Annotated in this window: 27 protein-coding genes and 1 tRNA gene; 14 read left to right on the top strand and 14 right to left on the bottom strand. The window is 68.1% G+C overall.

All coding sequences use genetic code 11. The features are described from left to right. Positions 1-72 precede the first annotated feature (72 nt). On the bottom strand, positions 73-1245 hold the full coding sequence (locus ACWELJ_RS02580; protein WP_452364413.1) for an aminotransferase class V-fold PLP-dependent enzyme: 1173 nt from the start codon (positions 1243-1245) through the stop codon (positions 73-75). 124 nt (positions 1246-1369) lie between these two features. On the opposite strand from ACWELJ_RS02580, the gene egtA reads away from it, so the two are divergent. From egtA to egtD, 4 genes are all read left to right on the top strand, one after another. After that, entirely contained in the window at positions 1370-2692 is a 1323-nt protein-coding gene (gene egtA / locus ACWELJ_RS02575) for an ergothioneine biosynthesis glutamate--cysteine ligase EgtA (RefSeq protein ID WP_452364412.1), read from the top strand. Positions 2693-2768: 76 nt separating this feature from the next. Further along, positions 2769-4112: an ergothioneine biosynthesis protein EgtB gene (gene egtB / locus ACWELJ_RS02570; protein ID WP_452364411.1), complete on the top strand. Its 1344-nt coding sequence runs from the start codon at positions 2769-2771 to the stop codon at positions 4110-4112. Continuing rightward, on the top strand, positions 4112-4966 hold the full coding sequence (locus tag ACWELJ_RS02565) for a class II glutamine amidotransferase (RefSeq protein ID WP_452364410.1): 855 nt from the start codon (positions 4112-4114) through the stop codon (positions 4964-4966). Before egtB ends, ACWELJ_RS02565 begins: the two co-directional genes overlap by 1 nt. After that, complete coding sequence (gene egtD / locus ACWELJ_RS02560) at positions 4963-5934, top strand: L-histidine N(alpha)-methyltransferase (RefSeq protein ID WP_452364409.1); 972 nt, start codon at positions 4963-4965, stop codon at positions 5932-5934. The genes ACWELJ_RS02565 and egtD overlap by 4 nt, the downstream gene beginning before the upstream one ends. Positions 5935-5981: 47 nt before the next feature. On the opposite strand, the gene ACWELJ_RS02555 is transcribed toward egtD, so the two are convergent. From ACWELJ_RS02555 to ACWELJ_RS02535, 5 genes are all read right to left on the bottom strand, one after another. After that, positions 5982-6620, bottom strand: a complete 639-nt coding sequence (locus ACWELJ_RS02555; RefSeq protein ID WP_452364408.1) for a DUF2461 domain-containing protein — start codon at positions 6618-6620, stop codon at positions 5982-5984. Between the two features lie 58 nt (positions 6621-6678). Beyond that, positions 6679-7011, bottom strand: coding sequence for a hypothetical protein (locus ACWELJ_RS02550; protein WP_452364407.1), 333 nt, complete (start codon positions 7009-7011; stop codon positions 6679-6681). A 191-nt stretch (positions 7012-7202) separates the two neighbouring features. Further along, positions 7203-8183, bottom strand: coding sequence for a ribose-phosphate diphosphokinase (locus tag ACWELJ_RS02545; protein WP_328602486.1), 981 nt, complete (start codon positions 8181-8183; stop codon positions 7203-7205). Beyond that, positions 8180-9682, bottom strand: a complete 1503-nt coding sequence (gene glmU, locus ACWELJ_RS02540; RefSeq protein WP_452364406.1) for a bifunctional UDP-N-acetylglucosamine diphosphorylase/glucosamine-1-phosphate N-acetyltransferase GlmU — start codon at positions 9680-9682, stop codon at positions 8180-8182. The genes ACWELJ_RS02545 and glmU overlap by 4 nt, the downstream gene beginning before the upstream one ends. Before the next feature lie 76 nt (positions 9683-9758). Further along, positions 9759-9829: transfer RNA gene (locus ACWELJ_RS02535), tRNA-Gln, on the bottom strand. Positions 9830-9998: 169 nt separating this feature from the next. Here ACWELJ_RS02535 and ACWELJ_RS02530 point away from each other — a divergent pair. From ACWELJ_RS02530 to ACWELJ_RS02510, 5 genes are all read left to right on the top strand, one after another. Then, positions 9999-10646, top strand: coding sequence for a TetR/AcrR family transcriptional regulator (locus ACWELJ_RS02530; protein ID WP_452364405.1), 648 nt, complete (start codon positions 9999-10001; stop codon positions 10644-10646). 229 nt (positions 10647-10875) lie between these two features. Next, a complete protein-coding gene (locus ACWELJ_RS02525; protein ID WP_357280388.1) occupies positions 10876-11523 on the top strand; it encodes a TetR/AcrR family transcriptional regulator in 648 nt (215 codons plus the stop codon). 239 nt (positions 11524-11762) lie between these two features. Then, a complete protein-coding gene (gene mfd, locus ACWELJ_RS02520; RefSeq protein ID WP_452364404.1) occupies positions 11763-15380 on the top strand; it encodes a transcription-repair coupling factor in 3618 nt (1205 codons plus the stop codon). A 47-nt stretch (positions 15381-15427) separates the two neighbouring features. Continuing rightward, positions 15428-16105, top strand: a complete 678-nt coding sequence (locus tag ACWELJ_RS02515; protein WP_452364433.1) for a MazG family protein — start codon at positions 15428-15430, stop codon at positions 16103-16105. A 118-nt stretch (positions 16106-16223) separates the two neighbouring features. Further along, positions 16224-17237: a hypothetical protein gene (locus ACWELJ_RS02510; RefSeq protein ID WP_452364403.1), complete on the top strand. Its 1014-nt coding sequence runs from the start codon at positions 16224-16226 to the stop codon at positions 17235-17237. Between the two features lie 27 nt (positions 17238-17264). On the opposite strand, the gene ACWELJ_RS02505 is transcribed toward ACWELJ_RS02510, so the two are convergent. The 3 genes from ACWELJ_RS02505 to ACWELJ_RS02495 are packed head-to-tail and all read right to left on the bottom strand — an operon-like array spanning position 17265 to position 18638. Next, entirely contained in the window at positions 17265-17561 is a 297-nt protein-coding gene (locus ACWELJ_RS02505) for an MTH1187 family thiamine-binding protein (RefSeq protein WP_452364402.1), read from the bottom strand. After that, on the bottom strand, positions 17558-18133 hold the full coding sequence (locus tag ACWELJ_RS02500) for a TerD family protein (RefSeq protein ID WP_452364401.1): 576 nt from the start codon (positions 18131-18133) through the stop codon (positions 17558-17560). Before ACWELJ_RS02500 ends, ACWELJ_RS02505 begins: the two co-directional genes overlap by 4 nt. Before the next feature lie 16 nt (positions 18134-18149). Continuing rightward, entirely contained in the window at positions 18150-18638 is a 489-nt protein-coding gene (locus tag ACWELJ_RS02495; RefSeq protein WP_452364400.1) for a hypothetical protein, read from the bottom strand. Between the two features lie 442 nt (positions 18639-19080). Here ACWELJ_RS02495 and ACWELJ_RS02490 point away from each other — a divergent pair, with 442 nt between their 5' ends. Beyond that, positions 19081-20535, top strand: a complete 1455-nt coding sequence (locus tag ACWELJ_RS02490) for a stealth family protein (protein ID WP_452364432.1) — start codon at positions 19081-19083, stop codon at positions 20533-20535. A 133-nt stretch (positions 20536-20668) separates the two neighbouring features. Here ACWELJ_RS02490 and ACWELJ_RS02485 read toward each other — a convergent pair whose 3' ends face one another. From ACWELJ_RS02485 to ACWELJ_RS02475, 3 genes are read right to left on the bottom strand one after another with little or no spacing between them, the layout of a single operon-like run. Beyond that, positions 20669-20902 carry a hypothetical protein gene (locus tag ACWELJ_RS02485; protein WP_452364399.1) on the bottom strand — a complete coding sequence of 78 codons (234 nt, stop codon included), beginning with the start codon at positions 20900-20902 and terminating at the stop codon, positions 20669-20671. Then, positions 20899-21063, bottom strand: a complete 165-nt coding sequence (locus ACWELJ_RS02480; protein WP_452364398.1) for a hypothetical protein — start codon at positions 21061-21063, stop codon at positions 20899-20901. Before ACWELJ_RS02480 ends, ACWELJ_RS02485 begins: the two co-directional genes overlap by 4 nt. Before the next feature lie 38 nt (positions 21064-21101). Then, on the bottom strand, positions 21102-21290 hold the full coding sequence (locus tag ACWELJ_RS02475; protein ID WP_452364397.1) for a hypothetical protein: 189 nt from the start codon (positions 21288-21290) through the stop codon (positions 21102-21104). Positions 21291-21510: 220 nt separating this feature from the next. On the opposite strand from ACWELJ_RS02475, the gene ACWELJ_RS02470 reads away from it, so the two are divergent. The 4 genes from ACWELJ_RS02470 to ACWELJ_RS02455 all read left to right on the top strand — a co-directional run bounded on the left by ACWELJ_RS02470 (position 21511) and on the right by ACWELJ_RS02455 (position 24143). Continuing rightward, complete coding sequence (locus ACWELJ_RS02470) at positions 21511-22335, top strand: DUF5753 domain-containing protein (RefSeq protein WP_452364396.1); 825 nt, start codon at positions 21511-21513, stop codon at positions 22333-22335. Positions 22336-22345: 10 nt separating this feature from the next. Then, positions 22346-22681, top strand: a complete 336-nt coding sequence (locus ACWELJ_RS02465) for a DUF397 domain-containing protein (RefSeq protein ID WP_452364395.1) — start codon at positions 22346-22348, stop codon at positions 22679-22681. 109 nt (positions 22682-22790) lie between these two features. Beyond that, positions 22791-23174 (top strand): hypothetical protein, encoded by a 384-nt coding sequence (locus ACWELJ_RS02460; RefSeq protein ID WP_452364394.1) that lies wholly within the window; start codon positions 22791-22793, stop codon positions 23172-23174. A 132-nt stretch (positions 23175-23306) separates the two neighbouring features. After that, positions 23307-24143 (top strand): DUF4389 domain-containing protein, encoded by an 837-nt coding sequence (locus ACWELJ_RS02455; RefSeq protein WP_452364393.1) that lies wholly within the window; start codon positions 23307-23309, stop codon positions 24141-24143. A 63-nt stretch (positions 24144-24206) separates the two neighbouring features. Here the strand turns inward: ACWELJ_RS02455 and ACWELJ_RS02450 are convergent, their stop codons facing one another. Beyond that, entirely contained in the window at positions 24207-24353 is a 147-nt protein-coding gene (locus tag ACWELJ_RS02450; RefSeq protein ID WP_452364392.1) for a hypothetical protein, read from the bottom strand. A gap of 161 nt (positions 24354-24514) precedes the next feature. Then, positions 24515-24736, bottom strand: coding sequence for a hypothetical protein (locus tag ACWELJ_RS02445; RefSeq protein ID WP_452364391.1), 222 nt, complete (start codon positions 24734-24736; stop codon positions 24515-24517). Positions 24737-24746 lie beyond the last annotated feature (10 nt).

Below are 24746 nucleotides of genomic sequence, written 5' to 3'. Positions count from 1 at the left end.
ATATCCCGCTTTCGAGCCGCTCTGTTAACCGTTTTCGGGTGATCCGGTCTGGTATGTGAAGGTTCTGAGGATCTACGCGAGCGCCCGCACGGCCCCGGCGAAGCGGTCCAGATCCTCGAAGCTCACGAAGCAGTGCGGGGAGGCGCGCACCACCGAGTTCAGTTCTCGCGCCGACATATCCAGCAGGGTGGAGCTGCGGTGGCTCACCGTCACGGTGATCGACTCCGCGGCCAGCGCGTCGCGCACCCGGATCGGTTCCAGCCCGTCCAGGGTGAATGACACGATGCCCGCGTGCTGGATGCCGCGGTCGCGCACATCCACGCCCGGAATCTCGGCCAGCGCCTTGCGCAGATACTCGGCGCGCTCGGCGATGGCGGCGTAGACGGCGGCCGGGCCCAGGTCGAGCAGGTACCGCACGGCCGCGCCCAGGCCCAGCCGGGTGGCGACGGAGTGCTCCCAGAATTCGAAGCGCCCGGCGTCGGGGGTGAGCACGTAGTCGTCCGGAGCGGTCCATTCGGCGCTGTGCAGGTCGAGGCGGCCGGGTTCCAGGCTCAGCGCCAGTTCTGGTCGTACGTACAGGAAACCGGTGCCGCGCGGCCCGCGCAGCCATTTGCGGCCGGTGGCGGACAGCGCGTCCACATCCAGGGCCGCGACGTCGAGGGGCAGCTGACCGGCGGACTGGCAGGCGTCCAGCAGCACCAGCGCGCCGGACCGGTGCGCGACGCGGGTGGCCTCGGCGACCGGGTTCACCAGGCCGCCGTTGGTCGGAACATGAACCAGCGATACCAGTTTCACTCGTTCGTCCATCATGGCGCTGAGCGCGTCCAGGTCGAGCTGGCCGCTGCTGTCGCTGGGGATGGCTTCGACGACCGCGCCGGTCTGCCGGGCGCGCTGCAGGGCGGCGATGGCATTGCTGCCGTAGTCCGCGCCGGAGATCAGGATGCGGTCGCCGGGGGCCAGCGGGACGGTGTAGAAGAAGTCGCTCCAGGAGCGGCTGGCGCTGTCGCTGAGGGCCAGGGCGGCGGGGTCGGCGTTGATCAGTTCGCCGATCGCGGTCTTGACGGCGTACAGGTCATCGATGCGCTCGTTGGCCGCGCGGTAGCCGCCGATCTCCGCTTCCCGGCGCAGGTGGGCGATGGTGGCGTCGACGACGGCCCGGGGCGGCAGCGAGGAGCCCGCACTGTCGAGAAATACCTGGTTTTCACATCCGGGGGTATCGGCCCGCAATCCAGCCATATCCAGCATGGAATCGACCATATAGCTTGCCGCGTTCTCCCTTTCGTCAGATTTCTTGTCACAGTGGCTCGCTACTCTGGTTTGGGTCGCCGTTCCGATCCCCAGCGGCGAACGCATCAGACGGAGGTTGGCAATGGCTGTCACAGCGTCACCCGCCGATGTGCTGCGTAGTGGCCTGAATGTCTCCGAGCCCGGCGGCGAATTCACCTCACGCGCCGCCGCCGAGGCGTATGTCGGAAAAGTCTGTTTCAAACAGGGTCCACCGCTGCTCATCGGCGCCGAACTCGAGTGGCTCACCACGCAAGGTGAACTTTCGGCGACGAATTCCCGCCCGGACCTCACCGTCCTGGCGGACGCGCTCGGGCCGTACGCGCCACGGTCCATTTCCCCCGATTCCCCGGCCGATCCGTTGCCGGGCGGCAGCCGGGTCACCCTCGAACCCGGCGGTCAGATCGAACTGTCCAGTGCCCCGTTCGGCACCGCCACCGAACTGTGCGAGCGCTTGCGGGCAGACACGACCAGCCTGCGGGAGCTGCTCGAATCCCGCGGTATCCGAACCATTTCCGGCGCCGCCGACGCCGTCCGGGTGCCCCAGCGCGTCCTGCAGCTGCCGCGTTACCGGGCCATGGAACGGTCCTTCGCCGGACTGGGCCCGTTCGGGGCGCTCATGATGTGCAATACCGCCGCCACCCAGGTCAGCGTGGACGCGGGCGCGGATCCCGCCGAGATCGCCGCCCGCTGGCGGCTGCTGTACGACGTGGGCCCCGCCCTGCTGGCGGCCTTCGCCTGCTCACCCGGCCTGCACACGGCCCCGCCCGGCGCCTGGGCCTCCCAGCGCATGCGGGCCTGGCAGCGCCTCGACCAGCTCCGCACCCGCCCGCCCGTGCACGACTGGGCCGACCCCATCACCGGCTACGCCCGATGGGCGCTGGACGTGCCCCTGCTGTGCGTACGCCCCGACTCCGCCGCCGGTGCCCCTGGTTCCGCCGGGACCCAGGCCGACTGGTGCGCGCCGCCGGGGGCGACCTTCGCGGACTGGTTGTGCGGAGCGCTCGATGACGAGATCGGTCGTCGCCCCGACCGGTCGGATCTGGACTATCACCTCACGACGTTGTTCCCGCCGGTCCGCGCGGCGGGACACCTCGAGGTCCGCTACCTCGACGCGCAGCCCGGGGACGGCTGGACGGTGCCGGTCCAGGTCTTCGGCGCGCTGCTGTCGTCGGCCGAGACCATCAAGGAGGCAACGGCTCTGGCGGAGCCCACGGCGCGGGCCTGGTCGGAGTCCGCGCGCCACGGCCTGGCCGATCCCGAGCTGCGCGCCACCGCCGTCGCGCTGCTGGAGCTGGCGACCGCACACGCCGAGACCTCCGGGGCCGCCGCGGAATCGGCCGCCGCCGCGGATCGATGTCGCCGCGGTGAGATGCCCACCGCGGCCGAATTCGGAGGCGGGGCATGACATCCCGACCTCGATCGGCCCGGCCCGTGGCGCAGGCCCGCCCGGCGCGTCTCATTCTCGAATCGGGAGTTCTCTCATGACCGTTCAGCATCTGCCCGGATCGGACCGTGCCGAGACCGAAGCCCTGCGCGGGCGGATCGCCGCGTCGCTCGAGCGGGCGCGGCGGCGGACCATCGGGCTGACCGAGTGCCTCGACGAGGCCGAGCTGGTGGCGCAGCATTCGCGGCTGATGAGCCCGCTGGTGTGGGATCTGGCGCATATCGGCAATCAGGAAGAGCTGTGGCTGGTGCGCGATGTGGGCGGGCGCGAACCGGTGCGGCAGGACATCGACCACCTCTACGACGCGTTCAAGCACGCCCGCGCGGATCGGCCCGCGTTGCCGCTGCTGGATCCCGCCCAGGCCCGCGACTATGTCGGCACCGTGCGCGACAAGGTGTGGGATGTGCTGGACCGCAGCCCGTTACGCGGCACCGATCTGGTGCGGGACGGGTTCGCCTTCGGCATGATCGCCCAGCACGAGCAGCAGCACGACGAGACCATGCTGGCCACCCATCAGTTGCGGGTCGGCGAGGCGGTGCTGTCCGCGCCGCCCACGCCCGCCGCCCGGGTGGCAGTCACCGGTGAAGTCGTCATTCCCGCAGGCGAATTCACCATGGGCACCGACACCGACCCGTGGGCGCTGGACAACGAACGGCCCGCGCACCCGGTCCACGTGGACGGTTTCGCCATCGACGCCGCGCCGATCACCAACGAGCAGTACCTGGCCTTCGTCGACGACGGCGGGTACGAGCGGCCCGAACTGTGGTCCGAGCGCGGGTGGGCGCACCGGGTCCAGGCCGGGCTGCGCGCGCCGCAGTTCTGGGAGCAGGACGGCGGCGGACGGTGGTGGCGGCGGGTTTTCGGGGTCATGCAGCCGCTGCGGGCGCGGCAGCCGGTGGTGCATGTGTGCTGGTTCGAGGCCGACGCGTACGCCCGGTGGGCCGGGAAGCGCCTGCCCACCGAGGCGGAATGGGAGAAGGCCGCGCGTTTCGACGCGAGTACCGGGCGCTCGCGCCGATTCCCTTGGGGCGATGGCGATCCCACCGAGGCGCTGGCGAATCTCGGTCAGCACCACCTGGAACCGGCCGACGTCGGGGCGTATCCGGAAGGCGCGTCGCCGGCCGGCGTCCATCAGCTGATCGGTGATGTGTGGGAGTGGACGTCCTCGGGTTTCGAGGCGTACCCGGGCTTCCGGGCGTTCCCGTATCGCGAATACTCCGAGGTCTTCTTCGGCGGCGACTACAAGATGCTGCGCGGCGGCTCCTTCGGTGCGGACCAGGTCGCCTGCCGCGGCACCTTCCGCAACTGGGACCACCCCATCCGCCGTCAGATCTTCTCCGGCTTCCGGCTGGCCCGCGACCTGCGATCGGACGAGCGCTGATGTGCCGTCATCTGGCCTATCTGGGCCCGCCGACCCCGGTCGGCGCCCTGCTCACCCAGGGCCCGCACTCGCTGCGGACGCAGTCCTGGGCCCCGCGGGAGATGCGCGGCGGCGGCATCATCAACGCCGACGGCTTCGGCGTCGCCTGGTGGCATCACCCCGACGCCGCGGCGCTCGACCACGGGCCGGGCGTCATCTGGCACGGTGGCGCGACCGGCGATCCCGCGGGCAAGCCTGCGCCGACCACCGATCCGGTGGTCAGCCGCTACCGCAATCAGGTCCCGATGTGGACCGATCCGGCCGTGGACGAGGTGCTGCCGCAGATCCGTTCGACGGCGGTGCTGGCCGCGATCCGGTCCGCCACCGTGGGCATGCCGGTCGAGCGGGCGGCGTGTGCGCCGTTCGTCCACGGCCGCTGGGCCTTCAGCCACAACGGCGCGATTCCCGACTGGCGCGCCGTATTGACCGCCGTCGCCGCCGAATTCGGTTCGGGCTCCCTGCTCGACGCGGAGGCGCTGACCGATTCCGGGGTGCTCTGGGTGATCCTGCACCGGTTGCTCGCGGACGGCGCGGAACCGGGACAGGTGTTGCGGCGGGTCATGGCCGCGGTCCTGGAGCGATCGCCGCGGGCGCGCTTGAACCTGCTGCTGGGGAACGGGTCCGGAGTGTGGGCGACGACGTGGCATCACGCGTTGTCGGTGCTGCCGGGCGAGGGCTTCGTGGTGGTGGCGTCGGAGCCGTTCGACGACGATCCGCGCTGGCGGCCGATCGATGATCGGCGGCTGGTCCGGGTCCGCGTCGGCGAAGTGTCGGTGGAACCACTGGATATCGAGATCGGAAGGGTTGATTCATGACTGGGGCGACGGTGGAGATCCATCTGACCGACGAGGATTTGACGGCCGCGTTGCGCGCGGACGTCCGGCAGGGGCTGACGGCGGATCCGAAGTGGCTGCCGCCCAAGTGGTTCTACGACGCGCGCGGCAGCGAGCTGTTCGAGAAGATCACCGAACTGCCGGAGTACTACCCGACTCGCACCGAGCGGGCGCTGCTGGAACGGGTGGTCGGGGAGATCGCCCGGATCGCCGGGGCCGAGGTGCTGGTCGAGCTCGGCGCGGGTTCGGCGGCCAAGACCCGGCTGCTGTTGAACGCGCTCACCGCGGCCGGTCCGTTGAAGAGCTATGTGCCCCAGGATGTCTCGGTCTCGGCGCTGCGCATGGCCACGGACGAGGTGGCGGCGGAGTTCCCGGGGCTGGGCGTGCACGGCGTGGTCAGTGACTTCACCGCCACCCTGGACAATCTGCCCGGTGGCGGCCGGCGCATGGTCGCGTTCCTGGGCGGCACCATCGGCAATCTGGTTCCGGCCGAGCGCGCCGAATTCCTCGCGGGCATCCGGGATGTGCTCGAACCCGGCGAGCAGCTGCTGCTCGGCGCGGGCCTGGTCATCGATCCGGCGGTGCTGGTCCCCGCCTACGACGATGCCGCCGGGGTCACCGCGGAGTTCAATCGCAATGTGCTGCATGTCCTCAACGCCCGCCTGGGCGCGGACTTCGTGCCGGAGAAGTTCGCCCACGTCGCGCTGTGGGACGCCGAGAACGAGTGGATCGAGATGCGGCTCGAGGCCACCGAGGCCATGACCGTCCGCATTCCCGAACTCGGCCTCACCGTCGATTTCGCGGCGGGCGAGCAGCTGCGCACCGAGATCTCGGCGAAATTCCGTCCCGAGGTGCTCGACCGCGAGCTGAACGCCGCCGGTTTCACCCCCGAGCACCTGTGGACCGACCCGGACCGCCGGTTCGCCCTGGTGCTCGCGGAACGCCGCTAGCCGCAGGCGGTTTCGGAGCCATCGCGGTTCCGGAGGCCGGCCGCGCGCTACTTCTGCGCGGTCACCGCGGCCAGCCATTCGATGAGCGGCCGCAACTGCTCCCACGCCGCCCGGACCTCCCGGGCGGCGCGCGGGGTGGTCAGCCACTTCGGCGCACCGAAATCCTTTCCGGCGGTGAGGGATTTGTGCCGCAGCAGATCGATGCGCGGATGGTCGATGTCGTAGCCCTTGGGCTTGGTGGCCAGTTTGTCCCCGCCGATGGCGTAGCCGTCGGCGACGAGCCGGGCGATCAGCGCCTCCAGTTCGGCGCCGCGCACCTCGTCGTCGATGGCGGTGCGCAGCGCGGTGAGCTGGGCGGCCTCGGCGGCGTACATGCCGCCCGCCACCCGCAGCCCGCCCGCGCCGATCTGCACGTACCAACCGGAGTACTGGGCGCTGTAGACCACCGCGCCCTGATGGTTCTTGTACGGCGACTTGTCCTTCGCGAAGCGCACGTCGCGGTAGGGCCGGAAGATCTTGGCCGTGCCGAAGTCCGGTTCCAGATCGGCGACCAGGGCCTTCATCGGATCCCGGACCGACTGCTCCCACACGGTCTTGTGGGCGGTCCAGAAGGCCTTGGAATTGTCGGCTTCCAGGTCTTCGTAGAAGTCGAGTCCGGCGAGCGGGAATCCGGTGAACGCGGTCATGGGTCGAGTGTCCGTGATGGCCAGGAGCCGGGCGCGCCCGGCCCGGTCCTCGACGAGGTCAGTCCTCGAGCTCCTCGACGATGTCCATGGCGGCGACTTCGGCGGGCCGGTTGTCCTCGATCACGAATTCCTCGCGCCGGCGGCGGCGGGTCCACTCCTGGTCGAGTTCGTCGCTGATGCCGAGCCGGCCGTCGTCGTCGTTCTCGCGGTTGCGGATGACCAGGTCGGTGGGCGGATCGGCGATGTAGCGCTGGTACTCGCGGATCTCGTCTTCCTGGTCGTCGTCGCCGAGGTCGTAGTCGAGGTTGTCGACATCGCTGTCGAAGACCTGATCGGTGTCGAAGACCTCGTCCATCAGCCGGGCGTCGTCCTCGTCGGGCCGGTCGGCCATGCGGCACCACCTCTCCGCGCTGTCAGCGCACCAGTAGCAACCCGTACATCCGATCCAACGCTACCGCCTACCAGCCGAAACGGACACGCTTGTCGACCCCATTTCACGCAGAAAGCGCCCCGCCCCGCGGAACGGGGAAGGGCGCTTCGTGGCGATGGTTCGGGCCGGGGCCCGGCCTACCGGAGTTCCGGTCAGGCGTTGCCGTTGAAAAGGCCGGTGACCGAGCCGTTCTCGAAGACCTCGCGGATGGTCTGCGCCAGCAGCGGCGCGATCGACAGAACGGTCAGGGTCGGGAACTTCTTGGACTCGTCGATCGGCAGCGTGTTGGTGACCACGACCTCCTTGGCCCCGCAGTTGGCGAGACGCTCGGCGGCCGGGGCGGACAGGATGCCGTGGGTGGCGGCGATGACCACATCGCCCGCGCCGGCCTCCTTGAGCACCTTGACCGCGCCGGCGATGGTGCCACCGGTGTCGATCATGTCGTCGATCAGGATGCAGGTGCGGCCCTCGACCTCACCGACCACGCGGTTGGACACGGTCTGGTTGGGGACCAGCGGGTCGCGGGTCTTGTGGATGAACGCCATCGGCGCGTCCGCCAGCGAGTTGGCCCACTTCTCGGCGACCTTCACGCGGCCGGCGTCGGGGGAGACGACCGTGATGTTGGACAGGTCGTAGTTGTTGCGGATGTGCTCGGCCAGCTGCACCTGCGCGTGCATGTGATCGACCGGGCCGTCGAAGAAGCCCTGGATCTGATCGGTGTGCAGGTCGATGGTGATGATCCGGTCCGCGCCCGCGGTCTTGAGCAGGTCGGCGATCAGGCGGGCCGAGATGGGCTCGCGGCCGCGGTGCTTCTTGTCCTGGCGGGCGTAGGGGTAGAACGGCAGCACCGAGGTGATGCGCTTGGCCGAACCACGCTTGAGCGCGTCGATCATGATCAGGTGCTCCATGACCCACTGGTTCAGCGGGGCCGGGAAGCTCTGCAGCACGAAGGCGTCGGAGCCGCGGACCGATTCCTCGAACCGGACGAAGGTCTCGCCGTTCGCGAAATCACGAGCGGTCTGGGGGGTGACGTGGACGTTGAGTTCCTTCGCCACCGCCTCGGCGAGCTCGGGATGAGCGCGTCCCGAGAACAGCATCAGATTCTTCTGGTTATCGGTAGAGAACGCGGTCACTGACGTTCGCCATCCTTTTGCTCGTTGGTTTTCTCGGTGGTTCCCGCGTCCTCCGGGTTCGAAGCGAGAGCCGCTTCGGCCGCGCGGGCGGCATCGGTACCGGGGCGATTGCGCTGCACCCAGCCCTCGAGATTGCGCTGTGCTCCACCCGATACCGCGAGCGCCCCCGGAGGAACGTTTCTGCGCAGTACAGTACCCGCCGCCGAGTACGCGCCGTCACCCACGGTGACCGGTGCGACGAACATGGTGTCGCTACCGGTCCGCACATGCGAGCCGACCGTGGTGTGGTGCTTCTTGACGCCGTCGTAATTCACGAACACGCTGGATGCGCCGATATTGCTGTACTCGCCGATGGTGGCGTCGCCCACGTAGGTCAGATGCGGGACCTTGGAGTGCGCGCCGATGGTGGCGTTCTTGGTCTCGACGAAGCCGCCGATCTTGCCCTCCTCGCCGAGCGAGGTGCCGGGCCGCAGGTAGGCGAAGGGGCCGACGTTCGCGCCCGCGCCGATGCTCGACTTCTCGCCGTGGGTGCGGACCACCTTGGCGCGGTCGCCGACGGTGACGTCGGTGAGCGTGCAGTCCGGGCCGATCTCGGTGTCCTCGCCGATCACGGTGTCGCCCAACAGCTGTACGCCCGGGCGGATGACGGTGTCGCGGCCGATCACCACATTGCCGTCGATCCAGGTGCTGCCCGGATCGATGATGGTGACCCCGGCGCGCATGTGCCGCTCCAGGATGTAGCGGTTCAGCGTCTTGGCCGCACCGGCCAGCTGCACCCGGTCGTTCACGCCGGTGACCTTGGCGGAATCGACCAGCCGCGCGCCGTGCACCGGGTGCCCGGCCTCGCGGGCCAGCTTGAGCACGTCGGTCAGGTACAGCTCGTGGCGGGCGTTGGCGGTGTCGATGCGCGAGATCATGATTCGCAGCACGGCCGCGTCGAAGACGTAGACGCCGGAGTTGACCTCGGTGATCGCGGCCTGCTCCGGGGTGGCGTCGGCGTGCTCGACGATCTCCATCACCCGGCCCTGCGCATCGCGCACGATGCGGCCGTAGCCGTTCGGGTCCTCGGGCTCGAAAGTCAGTACGGTGACGGCGGATCCGTCGGAGTAGCTGCGGTGCTCGTCGAGCAGCGCGTGCAGGGTGTGCCCGTCCAGCAGCGGCACGTCGGCGTAGGTGACGAGCACGTCGCCCGCGAAATCCTCGGGCAGCGAGGTGAGCGCGCACTGCACGGCGTGGCCGGTGCCGCGCTGCTCGTTCTGCACCGCCAGCGTGATCGGGCGGCCCAGTTCCGCTCCCACCTTGCCGACCGCGTCGCCGACCTGTTCGCGGTCGTGACCGATCACGGTGATGAGCGACGTCGGGTCGATCTCGTGCGCGGCATGCAACGCGTGCGCGAGCATGCTCCGGCCGGCCAGCGGGTGCAACACCTTGGGTGTCTTGGACCGCATTCGGGTTCCGGCTCCGGCGGCGAGAACGACGACGGCGGTCTCCTGTGGCATGGATCTCCCTCGGCTGCCAGTCATCGTGTGCTGAGTCAGGTTGTGCGGGGCCAACCATAGCGACCCTGCGCGCGAGCTCCGCCGCCAGGACTCGAACCTGGACAAACTGAACCAAAATCAGTTGTGCTGCCATTACACCACGGCGGATTGCAGCGTCATGCGGGTCTGATCCTCGCATGAAGTACGCCTCTACGTCGAACCGCTTACACAGTGTCGAACGTGTCAGTCGATAGGCTACCTACCGAACCGCGGTGGGCGCGGGCCGCGCGACCTTGCAAAGGCGCTCGCGGGCAGGGTGAAAGGGGCAGGTGAGCGCATGACGGAAGGGCAGCGGCCGGCGCGGGCGCGCATGACCGGCACCCAGCGCCGTCAGCAGCTCATCGAGATCGGGCGGGCGCTGTTCGCCGAGCGCGGCTACGACGCCACCTCGATCGAGGAGATCGCGGCGCGGGCGCAGGTCTCGAAACCGGTGGTGTACGAGCACTTCGGCGGCAAGGAGGGCCTCTACGCCGTCGTGGTCGACCGGGAGATGTCGACGCTGCTCGAGATGATCACCTCCTCGCTCACCCAGAACCGTTCGCGGGTGCGGCTCGAGCAGGTGGCGCTGGCGTTGCTCACCTATATGGAGGAGCGCACCGACGGCTTCCGGATCCTGATGCGGGATCAGCCGGTGTCGGCGGCCGAGGGCACCTATTCGAGTCTGCTCAACGAGGCCGTGAATCAGGTGGCCCATATTCTCGCCGGGGATTTCGAACGTCGCGGCCTGGATCCGAATCTGGCGACGCTGTACGGGCAGGCTCTGGTGGGAATGGTTGCGACGGCGGCGACCTGGTGGCTGGACGAGCGCCAGCCGTCGAAGGAAGTGGTGGCCGCGCACCTGGTGAATCTGTGCTGGAACGGGCTCACGCATTTGGAGGCGGAGCCGAAGCTGGCGTCGGAATGGCCGAGCGGCAAGGGGTTATAGAACCCTGCGGTCTGAATTTTGGTCTGATATGTCTGTCGTAACCGGACAGAACTGGACAGTTAACCAGCGAATTGCGAAGGAGGACGGGTCGAATGCTCGAATCGGCTGGCAGCACGCAGCCGGGTGGTACGGTTCACCCATCCTTCGAGTGCTGTTCGAACTGTGATGTCGGTCAACTTCGGGATGGCGGTCTACTTCAGGATGGCTGGTTTGATGACGGGCGGATCTGATGGCTAGGCAAGCGCGTGCGGAGATCACTCGCGATTCCGTGCTCGCGGGCGCTGCCGATGTCTTTCTGCGACTGGGCTACGCGAACGCGTCCCTGTCCGAGATCATCGCGCAGTCGAATGTGACCAAGGGCGCCTTGTACTTTCACTTCGGCTCCAAGGAAGAACTGGCGCGCGCGGTCGTCGATCAGGGCAACGAGCGACTGATCAGCGCATGCCAGGGTTTCTTCGATCCGCGGGTGCCCGCGCTGGAGGCGTGCATCGGGATCACCTACGTGGTCGCCGATCTCACCATGAACGACCCCATGGTCGGCGCGATGCTCAAACTCACCCACCAGATCGGCGACTACCGCGGCGCGACGGGCGACAACATCGCCAAGACCTGGGGTGAGACGCACCGTTTGCTCGCCGAACGCGCCATCACCCAGGGCGACCTCGAGCCCGACCTCGACCCCGACACCATCGGCATGCTCCTGCAGGAGATGACCACCGGCGTCCACATCGTCGCGGTCAGCACCGAGTCCATCGACCAGATGGCCACCCGCATGGAACGCGCCTGGTACTTCCTCCTGCCCTCGATCGTCCCCCAGGAGAAGGTCGCCTACTTCCGCGAGTTCGCCGCCCGCCGCCTCCGCCGCTACGTGCAGTGACATTTGCCCTCCGCTTCGCTCCGGGCAAGCCGCAGGGTGGAGAGAGGCGGTCGCGGCCCTTGTAACCCCGGTCTTCCCTCCTCCGCTCCTCCGCTTCGCTCCTCCGCTCCGTCAGTCCAGACCGGGGCGGGCCGCGAACCGGTGGGTGGTGTGTGGCTGGGCGCATCGTGGGTTGTCAGCGCGCGCCACTAGACTCGGTTGGCCGTCTGAAACGCTGATCTGCGCCGAGGAGTCTTCGCATGACCACCGATCGTCCGCCTCTGTCGGGACTTGCTGCGGTGGCCGGTGCCGACGCCGCGTTGACGCAGGTCGCGAGCCTGATCGGGCGCGCCGAGGCCAGGCTGGTCGCGCCGTCGGCGGTGCGGCCGTTCGTGGCCTCGACCATCGCCGGGCAGCGGCCGCTGCTGGTGGTGACGGCCACCGGGCGCGAGGCCGATGATCTGACCGCCGAGCTGACCGAGATCCTGGGCGATACGGTCGCGCTGTTCCCGTCGTGGGAGACGCTGCCGCACGAGCGGCTCTCGCCGGGCGCGGACACCGTGGGGCGGCGGATGCAGGTGTTGCGACGGCTGGCGCATCCGGAGGATCCGGGGGTGACCGGGCCGCTGCGGGTGGTGGTGACCACGGTGCGCTCACTCATGCAGCCGATGGCGGCGGGGCTGGGGGAGATCGAGCCGATCGTGCTGCGGCCCGGCGCCGAATTCGACTTCGACGAATTGCTCACGCGGCTGGTGGAATTCGCCTACGAGCGGGTCGACATGGTCGGCAAGCGTGGCGAATTCGCGGTCCGCGGCGGCATTCTGGACCTGTTCCCGCCCACCGCGGATCATCCGGTGCGCGTGGAGTTCTGGGGTGACGAGGTCTCCGAGCTGCGTGCCTTCTCGGTGCAGGACCAGCGTTCCATTCACGAGGTGCCGATCGATCTGGTGGTCGCGCCGCCGTGCCGCGAGCTGCTGCTGACCGACGCCCTGCGCGAGCGTGCCGCCCAGGTGGCGGCCGACAATCCGGCCGACGCCGCGCTGGTGGAGATGCTGGAGAAGATCGCCGAGGGCATCCCGGTGGAGGGCATGGAGGCGCTGCTGCCGGTGCTGCAGCCGGGTGAACTTCAACTGCTGGTGGACGCGCTGCCCGCGGAAACCCATGTGCTGCTGTGTGATCCGGAGAAGGTCCGCACCCGGGCCGCGGACCTGGTGCGCACCGGGCAGGAATTCCTGGAGGCGTCGTGGACGGCCGCCTCCTTCGGCGGGGCGGCGCCGCTGGGCGCGCACGGCCTGGACCTGGCCGCCTCCGGCTATCGCGGCCTGGACGTGGTGCGCGCCGACGCCGACCGCCGCGACCTGCCGTGGTGGACGCTGAGCCCGCTGGCCGCCGACGCTCCCGACGAGATCGTGCTGCCGGTGCAGGCCGCCGCCTCCGCGCGCGGTTCGGAGGAACTGGTCGCCACCATCTTCGCCTCGCTGCGCGCGCATGTCGCCACCGGCGGCCGCGCGGTCATCGTGGTGGCGGGACACGGTACGGCGCAACGCATTCTGGAACGCCTCGCCGACGCCGAGGTGCCGGCGGCGGCCCTCGACGCCGGGGCCGAACCGGTCCGCGGCCTGGTCGGCGTGCTGTGCGGTTCCCTGCACGACGGCGTGGTGTTCGACGACGCCAAGCTGGTGGTGATCGCCGAATCCGACCTCACCGGCAACCGGGTCACCGCGCCCGGTGAGGGCAAGAAGCTGCCCGCCCGCCGCCGCAACCAGGTCGATCCGCTGGCCCTGACCGCGGGCGACATGGTGGTGCACGATCAGCACGGCATCGGCCGCTTCGTGGAGATGATCGAGCGCACCATCGGCGGCGCGCGCCGCGAGTACCTGGTCATCGAATACGCGCCCGGCAAGCGCGGCCAGCCCGGCGACCGGCTGTTCGTGCCGATGGACTCCCTCGACCAGCTGTCCCGCTATGTCGGCGGCGAGATGCCGTCGCTGTCCAAGCTGGGCGGTTCGGACTGGGCCAATACCAAACGCAAGGCGCGCAAGGCGGTTCGCGAGATCGCCACCGAGCTGGTGCAGCTCTACGCCGCCCGCCAGGCCGCGCCCGGTCACGCCTTCGCCCCGGATACCCCGTGGCAGCAGGAGATGGAGGACGCGTTCGCGTTCACCGAGACCATCGACCAGCTCTCGGCCATCGCCGAGGTGAAGTCCGATATGGAGAAGGCGGTCCCGATGGACCGCGTCATCTGTGGTGATGTCGGTTACGGCAAGACCGAGATCGCGGTGCGCGCGGCCTTCAAGGCGGTGCAGGACGGCAAGCAGGTGGCGGTGCTGGTGCCGACCACGCTGCTGGCGCAGCAGCATCTGCAGACCTTCACCGAGCGGATGGCCGGATTCCCGGTGGTGGTGAAGGGCCTGTCCCGGTTCACCGACGCCGCCGAATCGCGAGAGATCCTGGAGGGCATGACCACCAAGGATGTCGACATCGTGGTGGGCACGCATCGGCTGTTGCAGACGGGGGTGCGCTGGAAGGATCTCGGTCTGGTCATCGTCGACGAGGAGCAGCGTTTCGGCGTCGAGCACAAGGAGCACATCAAGGCGCTGCGCACGCACGTGGACGTGCTGACCATGTCCGCGACGCCGATTCCGCGCACCCTGGAAATGTCGCTGGCGGGCATCCGTGAGATGTCGACCATCCTCACCCCGCCCGAGGAACGGCATCCCGTCCTCACCTATGTCGGCGCCTACAACGACAAGCAGGTGGCCGCGGCCATCCGCCGTGAACTGCTGCGCGACGGCCAGGTGTTCTACGTCCACAACCGGGTGTCGTCGATCGACAAGGCGGCCAAGAAGATTCGCGATCTGGTGCCGGAGGCCCGGGTGGTGGTCGCGCACGGGCAGATGAATGAGGACATGCTCGAGAAGACCGTGCAGGGCTTCTGGGAGCGGGAATTCGATGTGCTGGTGTGCACCACCATCATCGAGACCGGTCTGGACATCTCCAACGCCAACACCCTGCTGGTGGAACGCGCCGACGCCCTGGGCCTTTCGCAGCTGCACCAGTTGCGCGGCCGCGTCGGCCGGTCCCGGGAACGCGGGTACGCCTACTTCCTGTACCCGCCGGAGAAGCCGCTCACCGAGACCGCCTACGACCGGCTCGCCACCATCTCGCAGAACTCGGATCTGGGCGCGGGCATGGCGGTGGCCATGAAGGACCTGGAGATTCGCGGCGCGGGCAACGTGCTGGGCGCCGAACAGTCCGGCCATGTCGCGGGCGTCGGCTTCGACCTCTACGTGCGCCTGGTCGGGGAGGCGGTGGAGGCGTATCGCGCCGCCGCCGACGGCCGCCCGATCTCGGTGGACGAGGAGGTCAAGGAGGTGCGCATCGACCTGCCGGTGGACGCGCACATTCCGCCGGACTACATCACCTCCGATCGCCTGCGCCTGGAGGCGTACCGCAAACTCGCCGCCGCCCAGGACGATTCGGGGCTGTCGGCGGTGGTCGAGGAGCTGGTGGACCGGTACGGGCCGCTGCCGGTGGAGGTGGGCCGCCTGGTGTCGGTGGCCAAGCTGCGGTTGCTGGCCCGCACCTACTCGATCGCCGAGATCGGAGTCACCGGGACCACGGTGAAGGTGTCGCCGCTGCAACTGCCGGATTCGAAGCAGCTGCGACTCAAGCGGCTCTACCCGAACGCCACCTACCGCGCGGCCACCGGCATCGTGCAGCTGCCGCTGCCGCGAGTGGAGGACAGCGTCGGCGCGGCCCGGGTCCGCGATGTCCAGGTGCTGCAGTTCGTGGCCGATCTGCTGCTGGCCCTGGACGGCAAGGCGCCCGGCGCGGTGGATGTCCGGGTTCCGGCCGAGGTGATGGCCGACCGATGAGCTCGGGGGAGGGTGTCGCCGCCGAGACCGCGGCCGGGACCGCGCGCATGACCGAGGCGCTGGGCGAGGCCGTCGAGGTGATGGATCGGCTGTGGAACTTCGGCGGCTGGGAGGTGACGCAAACCCATGATTCGCTGCGGCCCTACCTGCTGGAGGAGACCTACGAACTGCTCGACGCCATCCAGGACGAGGACGCCGAGACCATCAAGGAGGAGCTCGGCGATCTGCTGTTGCAGGTGCTGTTCCACTCCCGGATCGCCGAGGCCGCAGGGGAATTCACGGTCGCGGAGGTGGCGGCGGCGCTGGTCGCCAAGCTGGTGCACCGCAGCCCGCACCTGAGTGACGCGCTCGACGCGTTCACCGCGCCCGGCGCGTCGGTGGCGGAGAAGATCGCGGCGCAGGAAAGGGCTTGGGAGGAGCGGAAATCCGCCGAGAAGGCGCGGCGCTCCTGCCTCGACGGAATCGCGATGGCGCAGCCCGCGCTGGCCCTGGCGGAGAAGGTCCGGTCCCGCGGCATCAAGGCGGGTTTACCGGAAGAGCTGATTCCGGCGGCCCTGCGGGTGGTCGAGCTGGGCGGGCCCGACAGCGCCGAAGAACGCCTGCGCAAGGCCACTCTCGACTTCGCCGCCGCGGTGCGCGCCGCCGAGGACGCCGCGGAGATCGATCGGGGCGCGCGCGACGCGCTGACCGCCGCGGACTGGCATCGGTACTGGCCGCACGGCTGACGCGCCAGCCGGACGGATCTGGAATCGCGGTGATTCCTGGCAAATTCGGCATAGCGGAGGCGATGCCCGGCGATAACGGCGGTGTTGCGCTGGGCCGGTTTCGGCTAGCGTCTCAGGGGTGGTGCATGCTTCGGGGCGCGAATCGATCACCGAGTACTACCCGCGGAGAACGGGTGCGATCGTCGCGTTGGTGTTCTTCCTGGTGATGACCGTGCTACCGGGTTTCGTGGTGTTCAACGACGCGGAACATCCGGTCATGCGGGTCGTGGCCGGGCTACTCATGGCGGTGTTCGGTTTCGGCGTCTACACCATGGCCGACGATCTGTTCCGCCCGCAGCCGACGCTGCTGCTCAACGATCACGGCTTCACGTATCGCGGGTTCCCGCACGTGGCGTGGAGCGAGGTGGAGCGGATCCGGCTGGGCGTCGGCCGATTACGCAAGGGCGGCCGCACGGAGCTCTTCGCCGAAGTGGTGCTGCGTGATCCGGAGGAATTCCGGCATCGGGTGCGGGCGCTGGGCGATGTGATCGCCCGCCGCCAGGTCGACCGCCCGCTCTACATCGTGTCCGAACGCCTGCCCGTGCCGGTGCCCGCGGTCGTGGAGGTCATGCGCGATCACTGTCCGGGCCTGGTGATTCGAACCGTCGAGGCCGCCCCGGGCGCCGCTCCCGAGCCGCCCGCCACGCCCCGCTCGGCTGATCGCGACATGGTGGAGAGCGCCCTGGTCAGCGCCCTCACCGATGAGCTACCCACCGGCTGGACCCTCGCGGTGCTGTGGTTCTCCCTGGTCGGCGACGACGGCCACGCGGGACTGCAGCTGGAGCTGTCCGGCACCCCCGTCCCCGAGGTCCCCGAGTCCGGAGTCCCCTCCGAGGAGCTACAACCCTCCGAGGAAGTGCTCATGCTGCTCAACCGCCTCAAGGAAGTCTGCTACGACCAGATGACCGGCACCTGGCTCAGCGGCCAGGTCCTGCTCCGCGCCGACTCCACCAAGGCCCAGTTCACCTTGTCCTTCAAGGAAATCCCCGACTGGCTCCCCATCCCCGAGCCCGACGAATGCCGCCGCGAACTCGCCACCTACCCGCGAGCCGGCGACGAGATCCCCGCCTGGCTCCGCCAGCGCATCTCCTGACCGGAGCCGCGGCGTCCCCCGACCGGATCAGTCCTCGGCGAGATACCGCTCGACGGTGTCGACCTTGGCCGTCATCGCGCCGGTGACGCCCGGGCGGATGTCGGCTTTGAGGACGAGGCTGCAGCGCGGGGCGACCGCGGTGATGGCCTCGGTGGCCTGTTTGATCACGGCCATGACCTCGTCCCACTCACCCTCGAGGGTGGTGAACATGGAGTTGGTCTCGTTGGGGAGGCCGCTGGCGCGCACGATGCGCACGGCCTCGGCGACGGCGCGGCCCACGTCCGCGCCGACGCCCATGGGTGTCACCGAGAAGGCGACGATCATACGTTCACGCCATAGTCGCGGGCGATGCCGGCCAGGCCGGAGGCGTAGCCCTGGCCGATGGCGCGGAACTTCCACTCGGGGCCGTGCCGGTAGAGCTCGCCGAAGACCATGGCGGTTTCGGTGGAGGCGTCCTCGGTGAGGTCGAAGCGGGCCAGTTCGGCGCTGGTGACCGCGTCGATGACGCGGATGTAGGCGTTGCGCACCTGGCCGAAGGACTGACGGCGGACGTCGGCCTCGTGGATGGAGACGGGGAAGAAGATATTGGTGATGCTCGGCGGCATGGCGGCCAGGTCGACATTGATCACCTCGTCGTCGCCGTCGCCCGCGCCGGTGAGGTTGTCACCGGTGTGCTCGATGGTGCCTTCGGGGGAGCGCAGGTTGTTGTAGAAGATGAAGTGCGCGTCCGACAGCACCCGCTGGTTGGATCCACAGGCCAGGGCGCTGGCGTCGAGGTCATAGTCGGCGCCGGTGGTGGTGCGCACGTCCCAGCCCAGCGCCACCGCGACCTTGGTCAGATTCGGGGCCTGTTTGGACAGCGAGACATTTCCGCCCTTGGCCAAGCTGACAGACACACGATCTCCTTCGATCTCAGTTGCGGTCGGCCGCCATTGCTTCGAGGGTGGCGACCCGATTCTCCAGATAGCGTAGTTCGGTGTCGTCGATGACGGTGCGCTGAATTCCCGAGGCGACCGCGAAGGCCGACTGGCGGTGGTCGTCGATCACGTCGACGGTCAGTTCCACCGCCACGTAATCGTCCGCGCCGGGCAGCGGATCCGCGATCACCTTGCCGGTGCCGCGGGCGCACAGCGCCACATCGCCGCCGCCCAGGATGAGCAGCGCCAGCTCCGGCCGCTCCCGCAGCCGGGCCAGCGAGCCGCGATCGGACTTGAGGCTGAGCAGGATTCGCCGGTCGCCGGCGCGCACCGGCCAGGAGACGGGGATGGCGTGCGGGGCGGGATCGGTGGTCACCAGCACCGCGATGGTGTCCAGCGGCCACTCGGGTAGAACGTCCAGTTCGGGGTGGTCGGGTCGCGTGTCCGTCGAGGGCTCCTGACGTTCCCGGGCGTCGGCTACCATCTGTGTCCCCTCACCATCTGGGTCCGCACAGCGGGCTGGACTGTGCTGCCCGCAAGTGTATGCCGTTGCCGCACTGGCTCGCTGGTCTCCGAAGCGGACCCCGGGCGTGCCGGAAACGGGTGTTTCGTCCGTTACGGCTGTGAAAACACCTCTGGACCTGCGGGGAAACAGATTGACGAGAAGCGATAACGGTTGCATCATTCGTAACAGTCCCTCGACTCGACGAGGTCACGCGAGTAGCCGGCCGATGACCGCCCGGTGAATTTCGCCCGTGGAAACACGCCCCGCACCACCCGTCCGCTCCGTTCTTCTGACTGCGCAACAGATTTCACGGCTGCGCCGGCCCGGGCGTGTCCCGGGCCGGTAGGCGGCTGTGCCGGCGTGGCCACCGCAAGACGTGAGGTGATAGGCCCCGAAGAGAGCGGAGATGGCGATGGTGGATATGGGTGCGGGACAGCAGCCGGAGATCATGGAGACGGTGGGGCGCGCGACGGTGGCGAATCTGGCGGTGTCCGAGGCGGTCGTCGGCGATCTGCGTTACCTGCGCTCCGAATTGACCGCCGCCGAGGTCCCCTACCTGCTGGTTCGTGACGCCGACCATCGCCTGGTGCTGGCCGTGGACACCGGCCATCGGGCCGCGCTCAGACGGGTGCTGGGGGCGGCCATGGTGGCCGGGTTCTCCTGCAATGAGAAGCCGCACAATGTCTTCCGGCTCGGCCGCGACCTCGATCCGGCCCATCACGTGGAGATCGAGCTGTGGGAATACCACGGCGATACCGTCGAGTGCCCGCGCCCGAACGCCCTGACTCGCATGGTGTTCGACGTCGCCGATGTGGAACCGGCCACCGTGCTGCTCTACGACACCAGCTGGCCCACCCTGGACGGCATGTTCACGCCCCAGCCCGTCGACGTCGGCTTCGACATCGACATCGTGTTCTCCTGGGTGGACGGCTCCGACCCCGAATTCCGGGCCCGCCGTGCGGGAATGCTGGCGCAGGTGGTGGTCGGCGAGGGTGACGAGGCCGACGCCCGCATCCGCCAGATCGACGAACTGCGCTACGCGCTGCGCTCGGTGCACAAGAACGCCCCGTGGATCCGCCGCATCTTCATCGCCACCGATTCCCGCGTCCCCGACTGGCTCGGCGAGGACCCGAAGGTCACCGTCGTCCGTGCGGTGGACCATTTCTCCGATATCAGCGGCCTGCCGATCTTCAATTCCCATGCGGTGGAATGCCAATTGCAGCACATCGACGGTTTGTCGGAGCATTTCCTCTACTCCAACGACGACATGTTCTTCGCCCGCCCGGTGCGCCCGTCCATGTTCTTCACTCCCGCGGGCATCAGCCGCTACATCGAGGCGGGCACCCGCATCGGCCCGGGCGCGAACAACGAGCGGCGCAGCGGTTTCGAGAACGCGGCCCGCGTCAACCGCGCCCTGCTGTCCCAGCGCTTCGGCCACGTCATCACCCGCCACCTCGAGCACACCCCGGTTCCGTTGCGCCGCAGCGTCCTGCTGGAAATGGAGCAGGTCTTCGCCGAGGACTTCGCCCGCACCCGAGCCAGCCGCTTCCGCGCCGCCACCGACATCTCGGTCACCAATTCCCTCTACCACTACTACGCCCTGCTCACCGGCCGCGCCGTCCCCCAGGAGGCGGCGAAGATGCGCTACGTCGACACCACCAGCCACACCGGCCTGGCCCTCCTCGACGGCCTCGCCAAACGCCGCAACGTCGACTTCTTCTGCCTCAATGACGGCAGCTTCCCCGAGGTCCCGGAAACCGAACGCGTCCGCGCCGTCTCGGAATTCCTCGAAACCTACTTCCCCGACCCGGCCCCCTGGGAGAAACCCGACACCATCGCCGGAACCATGACGGCCTTCGAATCCGGCGCGGCCTGACCCGGTCGCGGCGCGCTACCGAATCGCCTCGTCGAGGCTGTCGGCGGTCAGTACTCGTGCCGACCACGCACGCAGTTGGCTCGAATCAGCGTTTCGCACCGTGGAGACCCCCGCGGACCGGATTCGTCCCGCGTCATGGTTTGCGGGCCGACTTCGTCACCCCGGAGAGGCGGTTGAGCTTCTCGAAGTAGCGGGTGGCGTCGTGGCTTCCGGGGGTCAGGTGGGTGGGGGAGAAGCACTCGCCATTGCAGAGGGTGACCCGGCCGGTGGAGGTGACGGCGGTGATGATGCAGTCCGCGTCGTCTCGGCCGGTCATCCGGAACCGCACCGGGGCACCGACTTTCACCCAGTCGGGCAGCCAGATCATGCCTCCCGCCTCTCCGGCTCGTCGCGCAGCCGTGTCTCGGTCTCGTGGTCGGGGAGCGCCGTGACCGGCGAGGGCTGGTCGGGCTCGGAGGAGTGGTCGAGCGGTGCGGCGGCGCGTTTGCGGATCGGCGGATCGGACGGGGCGATATAGGGATTGGTCATGATCGACTCCGAATCGGTACGAGAGGCAAGGAGGCTGGTCACCACGCGCGGTGTCTGCCGTGCACGCGGTGGCGGTTGCGTAGTGGCACGCAGGAAAAACCGCCGGTGACCAGCGTTGAGTCGCCCGGTGCGGTGGTTCCCCCGTCGGTGAGCCCCCACCGTGCGACGCCCAGCAGGGTCGAGCCGGTGATGAGAATCAGAAGTAAAAACCAAATGTCCCAAAGCATTACGTCAGCTCCTCGCTGAATGCGCTTGCAGAACTGGGTTTCAGAGTCGGTGGCAAACCGCCAAGCCGACCATCAGATCATACACCTGGTTTACACAACCAATCAACGGTATTGGTGTCTGGATCTGCAGCTGGTTCGGCTACCGTAGGGGCAGCTCCTTCGCAGGAAGAATCGAGGTCAAGTGGCACCGATGTCTCCGATGGTCGCTCGGTGGGAACTGATGCTGCGGATCAGCTCTCGCGCCGAGGAACGTGGCGAGAAGCCGAGCACGATCACGCGGCAGGTTGATGTCACGCAGCAGTACTGGTCGAAACTTGTGAAGGGTCGCGGCGTACTGACCGAGCAGAAGCTGACAGCGCTGGTGGACCTGCTCGAGTTCGACGACGACGAGCGGGCGGACTTGCTCGCGCTGCGTGATATCGCCAAAGGCCGCAATCCGTTCGCGGAGTACTCCGCGCTGTTCAACGAACAGCTCATGCGCTTCTATGATCTGGAGGCGGGTGCGCAGAGCATCCGCAGCTTCGAGAGCATCGCGATACCCGGTCTGCTGCAGATCGAGGATCACGTCCGCGCCCTCATGCGGGCAGTGGTATCCACAGGTAGGCCGACCGAGATCGAGCAACGGGTCAACGCTCGCATGCGTCGGCAGCGTCGGCTCGAAGGTCCTGATCCGCTGGAGCTTTCAGTGGTAATCGGTCAGGCGGCTCTGATGTACAAAGTTGGCGGTGATGAGGTTCGCGCTAGACAGCTTCGGCACCTGATCTCGATGGCGGAGCGATACCCGGACACGCTCGACATTCGCATCGTCCCGTTTGACGCGGGTACGGCGATGGTGGGTCTCAACTCCGCGACATTCCACCTGCTGGACTTCAAGAGCGCTCGCTTGCCGGCGATGGGCTGGACTGAAGCCGCCGAGTACTTCGAAGTTGTGGATGATCCGAAGCGAGTCACCGCGCTCGACTACCTCTTCAATCAGATCCGGTCCACTGCGCTGGATCGTGAGCAGTCCCTCGAGCTGATCAAGCTGGTTGCCGACCACGGCTAGGCTGAATTCTGTGAACGCCGAGTTCTTCAGATCTAGCTTCAGTGGTACCAACGGCACTTGTGTAGAGATTGCGCACCTCGCTGATCTTGTTCTCATTCGAGACAGCAAGTTCACGGGGGAACCGCAGGGTCAGCCGATACTCGAGGTCGGTTCTGGATCCTGGCCCGCCGTGCTCGATCTGGTGTCGAGCGGCAACTCCGGTCGAGTCGGTGATCAGCTGACCGTCAGCGTCTTCGAAGACGGCAGCGCGACTCTGCTGGATGCCAAGGGCATCGCGCTCGAGTACAACACCGCTGAATGGGATGCCTTCACCAAGGGTGTTGCCAACGGCGAATTCACCCGCTGAGCACCTCTTTCAGTCCGTACCGTCAGACGAGAAGCCTCCGTGGCCCAGGGATTCAGCCCAATAGTCTTTGCTTGGAATCCGATTGGTGGCGGCTTCGACCATCGATGGCATGAACAAGAAATTCCTCGCCGCCGCTGTTGTCGCCGCCGCCACGACCACCGCCACCGTTCTCGGTACGGGTTCGGCCGCCGCGGACAGTGCGCGTCAGATCCATTTCGCGAAGAACACCGACAATGCCTTCGTGAGCGGCCACCTGCAGGGGTGGAGCACCGACACCTATCGGCTCGATGCCCGGGGCGGGCAGTCGATGGTCATCAGTGCCGCGCCGTACTGGTCGGACACCGTGGTCACCATCAAGGGCCCGACCGGGACGCTGGCCAATCAGCAGCAGTGGGCTCGGGTCACCTTGCCGGTGAACGGTTCCTACGAGCTGGTGGTGACCTCGGCCGGTCACAACACCCTCGACTACGGCCTGGGTGTCAAGATCAACTGATTTCCGCCCGGTCCCTATGTCTTTGTCCTGAATTCGTGGAGCGCGCCCTCGGCGCGCTCCTTTATTCATGTGGGACGCTGACCAGGAAACGTCACTTTCCCGTCGTCATGGACCAGGAAGCGAGTGTGCGTCATGGTCGAATATCCGCCGATGCCGCCGGCCTCGATGCCGGTGCAGCCCGTGCCGGAACCCAGTGTCGATCTGGATATCTTCCCGCCCGCGCAACAGCGCCGCTGGACCGTGCTGCTCCGCCTGATCCTGGTCATCCCGCACCTGTTCGTGCTGTTCATCCTGACGCTGGGCCAGATCGTGGTGGCGATCTGCGGCTGGTTCGGCGCCTTGTTCACCGGCGCGCTGCCGCAGTGGTGCGGCGACTACCTGCGGTGGACGCTCGCCTACACGGCGCGAGTCGAGGGCTATGTGTACCTCCTGGTCGACGAGTATCCGCCGTTCACCTTCGACACCGATGTGAATTACCCGGTGCGCGTGCTGTTCCCGGCCCCCACCCGCCTGAACCGCTGGGCCGTGCTGTTCCGCTTCATCCTGGGTTTCCCCATCCAGGTGCTGGCCGCCTGGCTGTCCACCGGCTGGATGGTCATCTCCCCGATCGTCTGGCTGATCGTCCTGATCACCGGCCGCATGCCCGCCGCCCTCTTCCAAGCCACCACGGCCGTCCTGCGCGTCCAGATCCGCACCGAGGCCTACTGGCTCATGCTCACCCCCACCTACCTCAAACAGGTCTTCGGCGACGGCCCGCTCCCCGAACCCGAAGCCGCCCTCCCACCCGGCTTCACCCCCGCCTCCCCGACCCGCCCCCTCCTGGTCTCCCAGGCCGGCAAGGTCCTGCTGTGGATCATCCTGATCCTCGGCATCATCTGGAGCTTCTTCAACCCCAGCTCCGACTTCTCCACCGACGACAACGGCCCGACCCACCCCACCCAGACCGAATGGCCCCGCCCGACTCCCTGATCGGGGCGGCGGATCGATAACCCGGGTTCGGCGCGCATCCCGCGCGTCGAACCCGGGTTTCGTTCACAGGGCGTAGGGGTTGAAGGCGCAGACCAGGTTCGGGTGGGCGGACGGGTCGAGGGCGCGCAGGGCGATGGAGACGGCGCGCTTGGAGTACAGCATCGACAGGTGGTCGGACAGGTCTATGCCGCAGCCGTCCTGGAGGGTCACGTTGGTCACCGTCGCGCCGGGGCCGGCGGTCAGGAAGGTGGCGTCGTAGGGGGTGGAGATCTCGTCATGGTTGGTGGCGACGCTGGTGTAGTGGACGCCGGGGACGGTGTCGCCGGAGGCGTTGAGGGTGGCGTAGAACGTGGATCCGGCGACCTGTTCGATCAGGCCCTCACCGACCAGGAGCCGGCTGAATCCCAGTGCGTTGAAACCATGGGGGCAATGCCATTGACGCCCGGTACCAGCGCGCTCAGGCCGCCCTGCTGGAGCAGCCCTTCCTGTCCGTAGTTCAGCGCGTACACGCAGAATCCGGCCTGCTTGATCTGGGGCGACAGGTAGGCGAAGCCGTCGTAGGCGTTCATCCACGACCCGTGCAGCAGCACCACCGGTTCGGGG

The sequence above is a fragment of the Nocardia sp. NPDC004582 genome (assembly GCF_053602115.1).
Note: the sequence above shows the minus strand (reverse complement) of the source record. Positions and strands in the feature narration are given on the sequence as shown.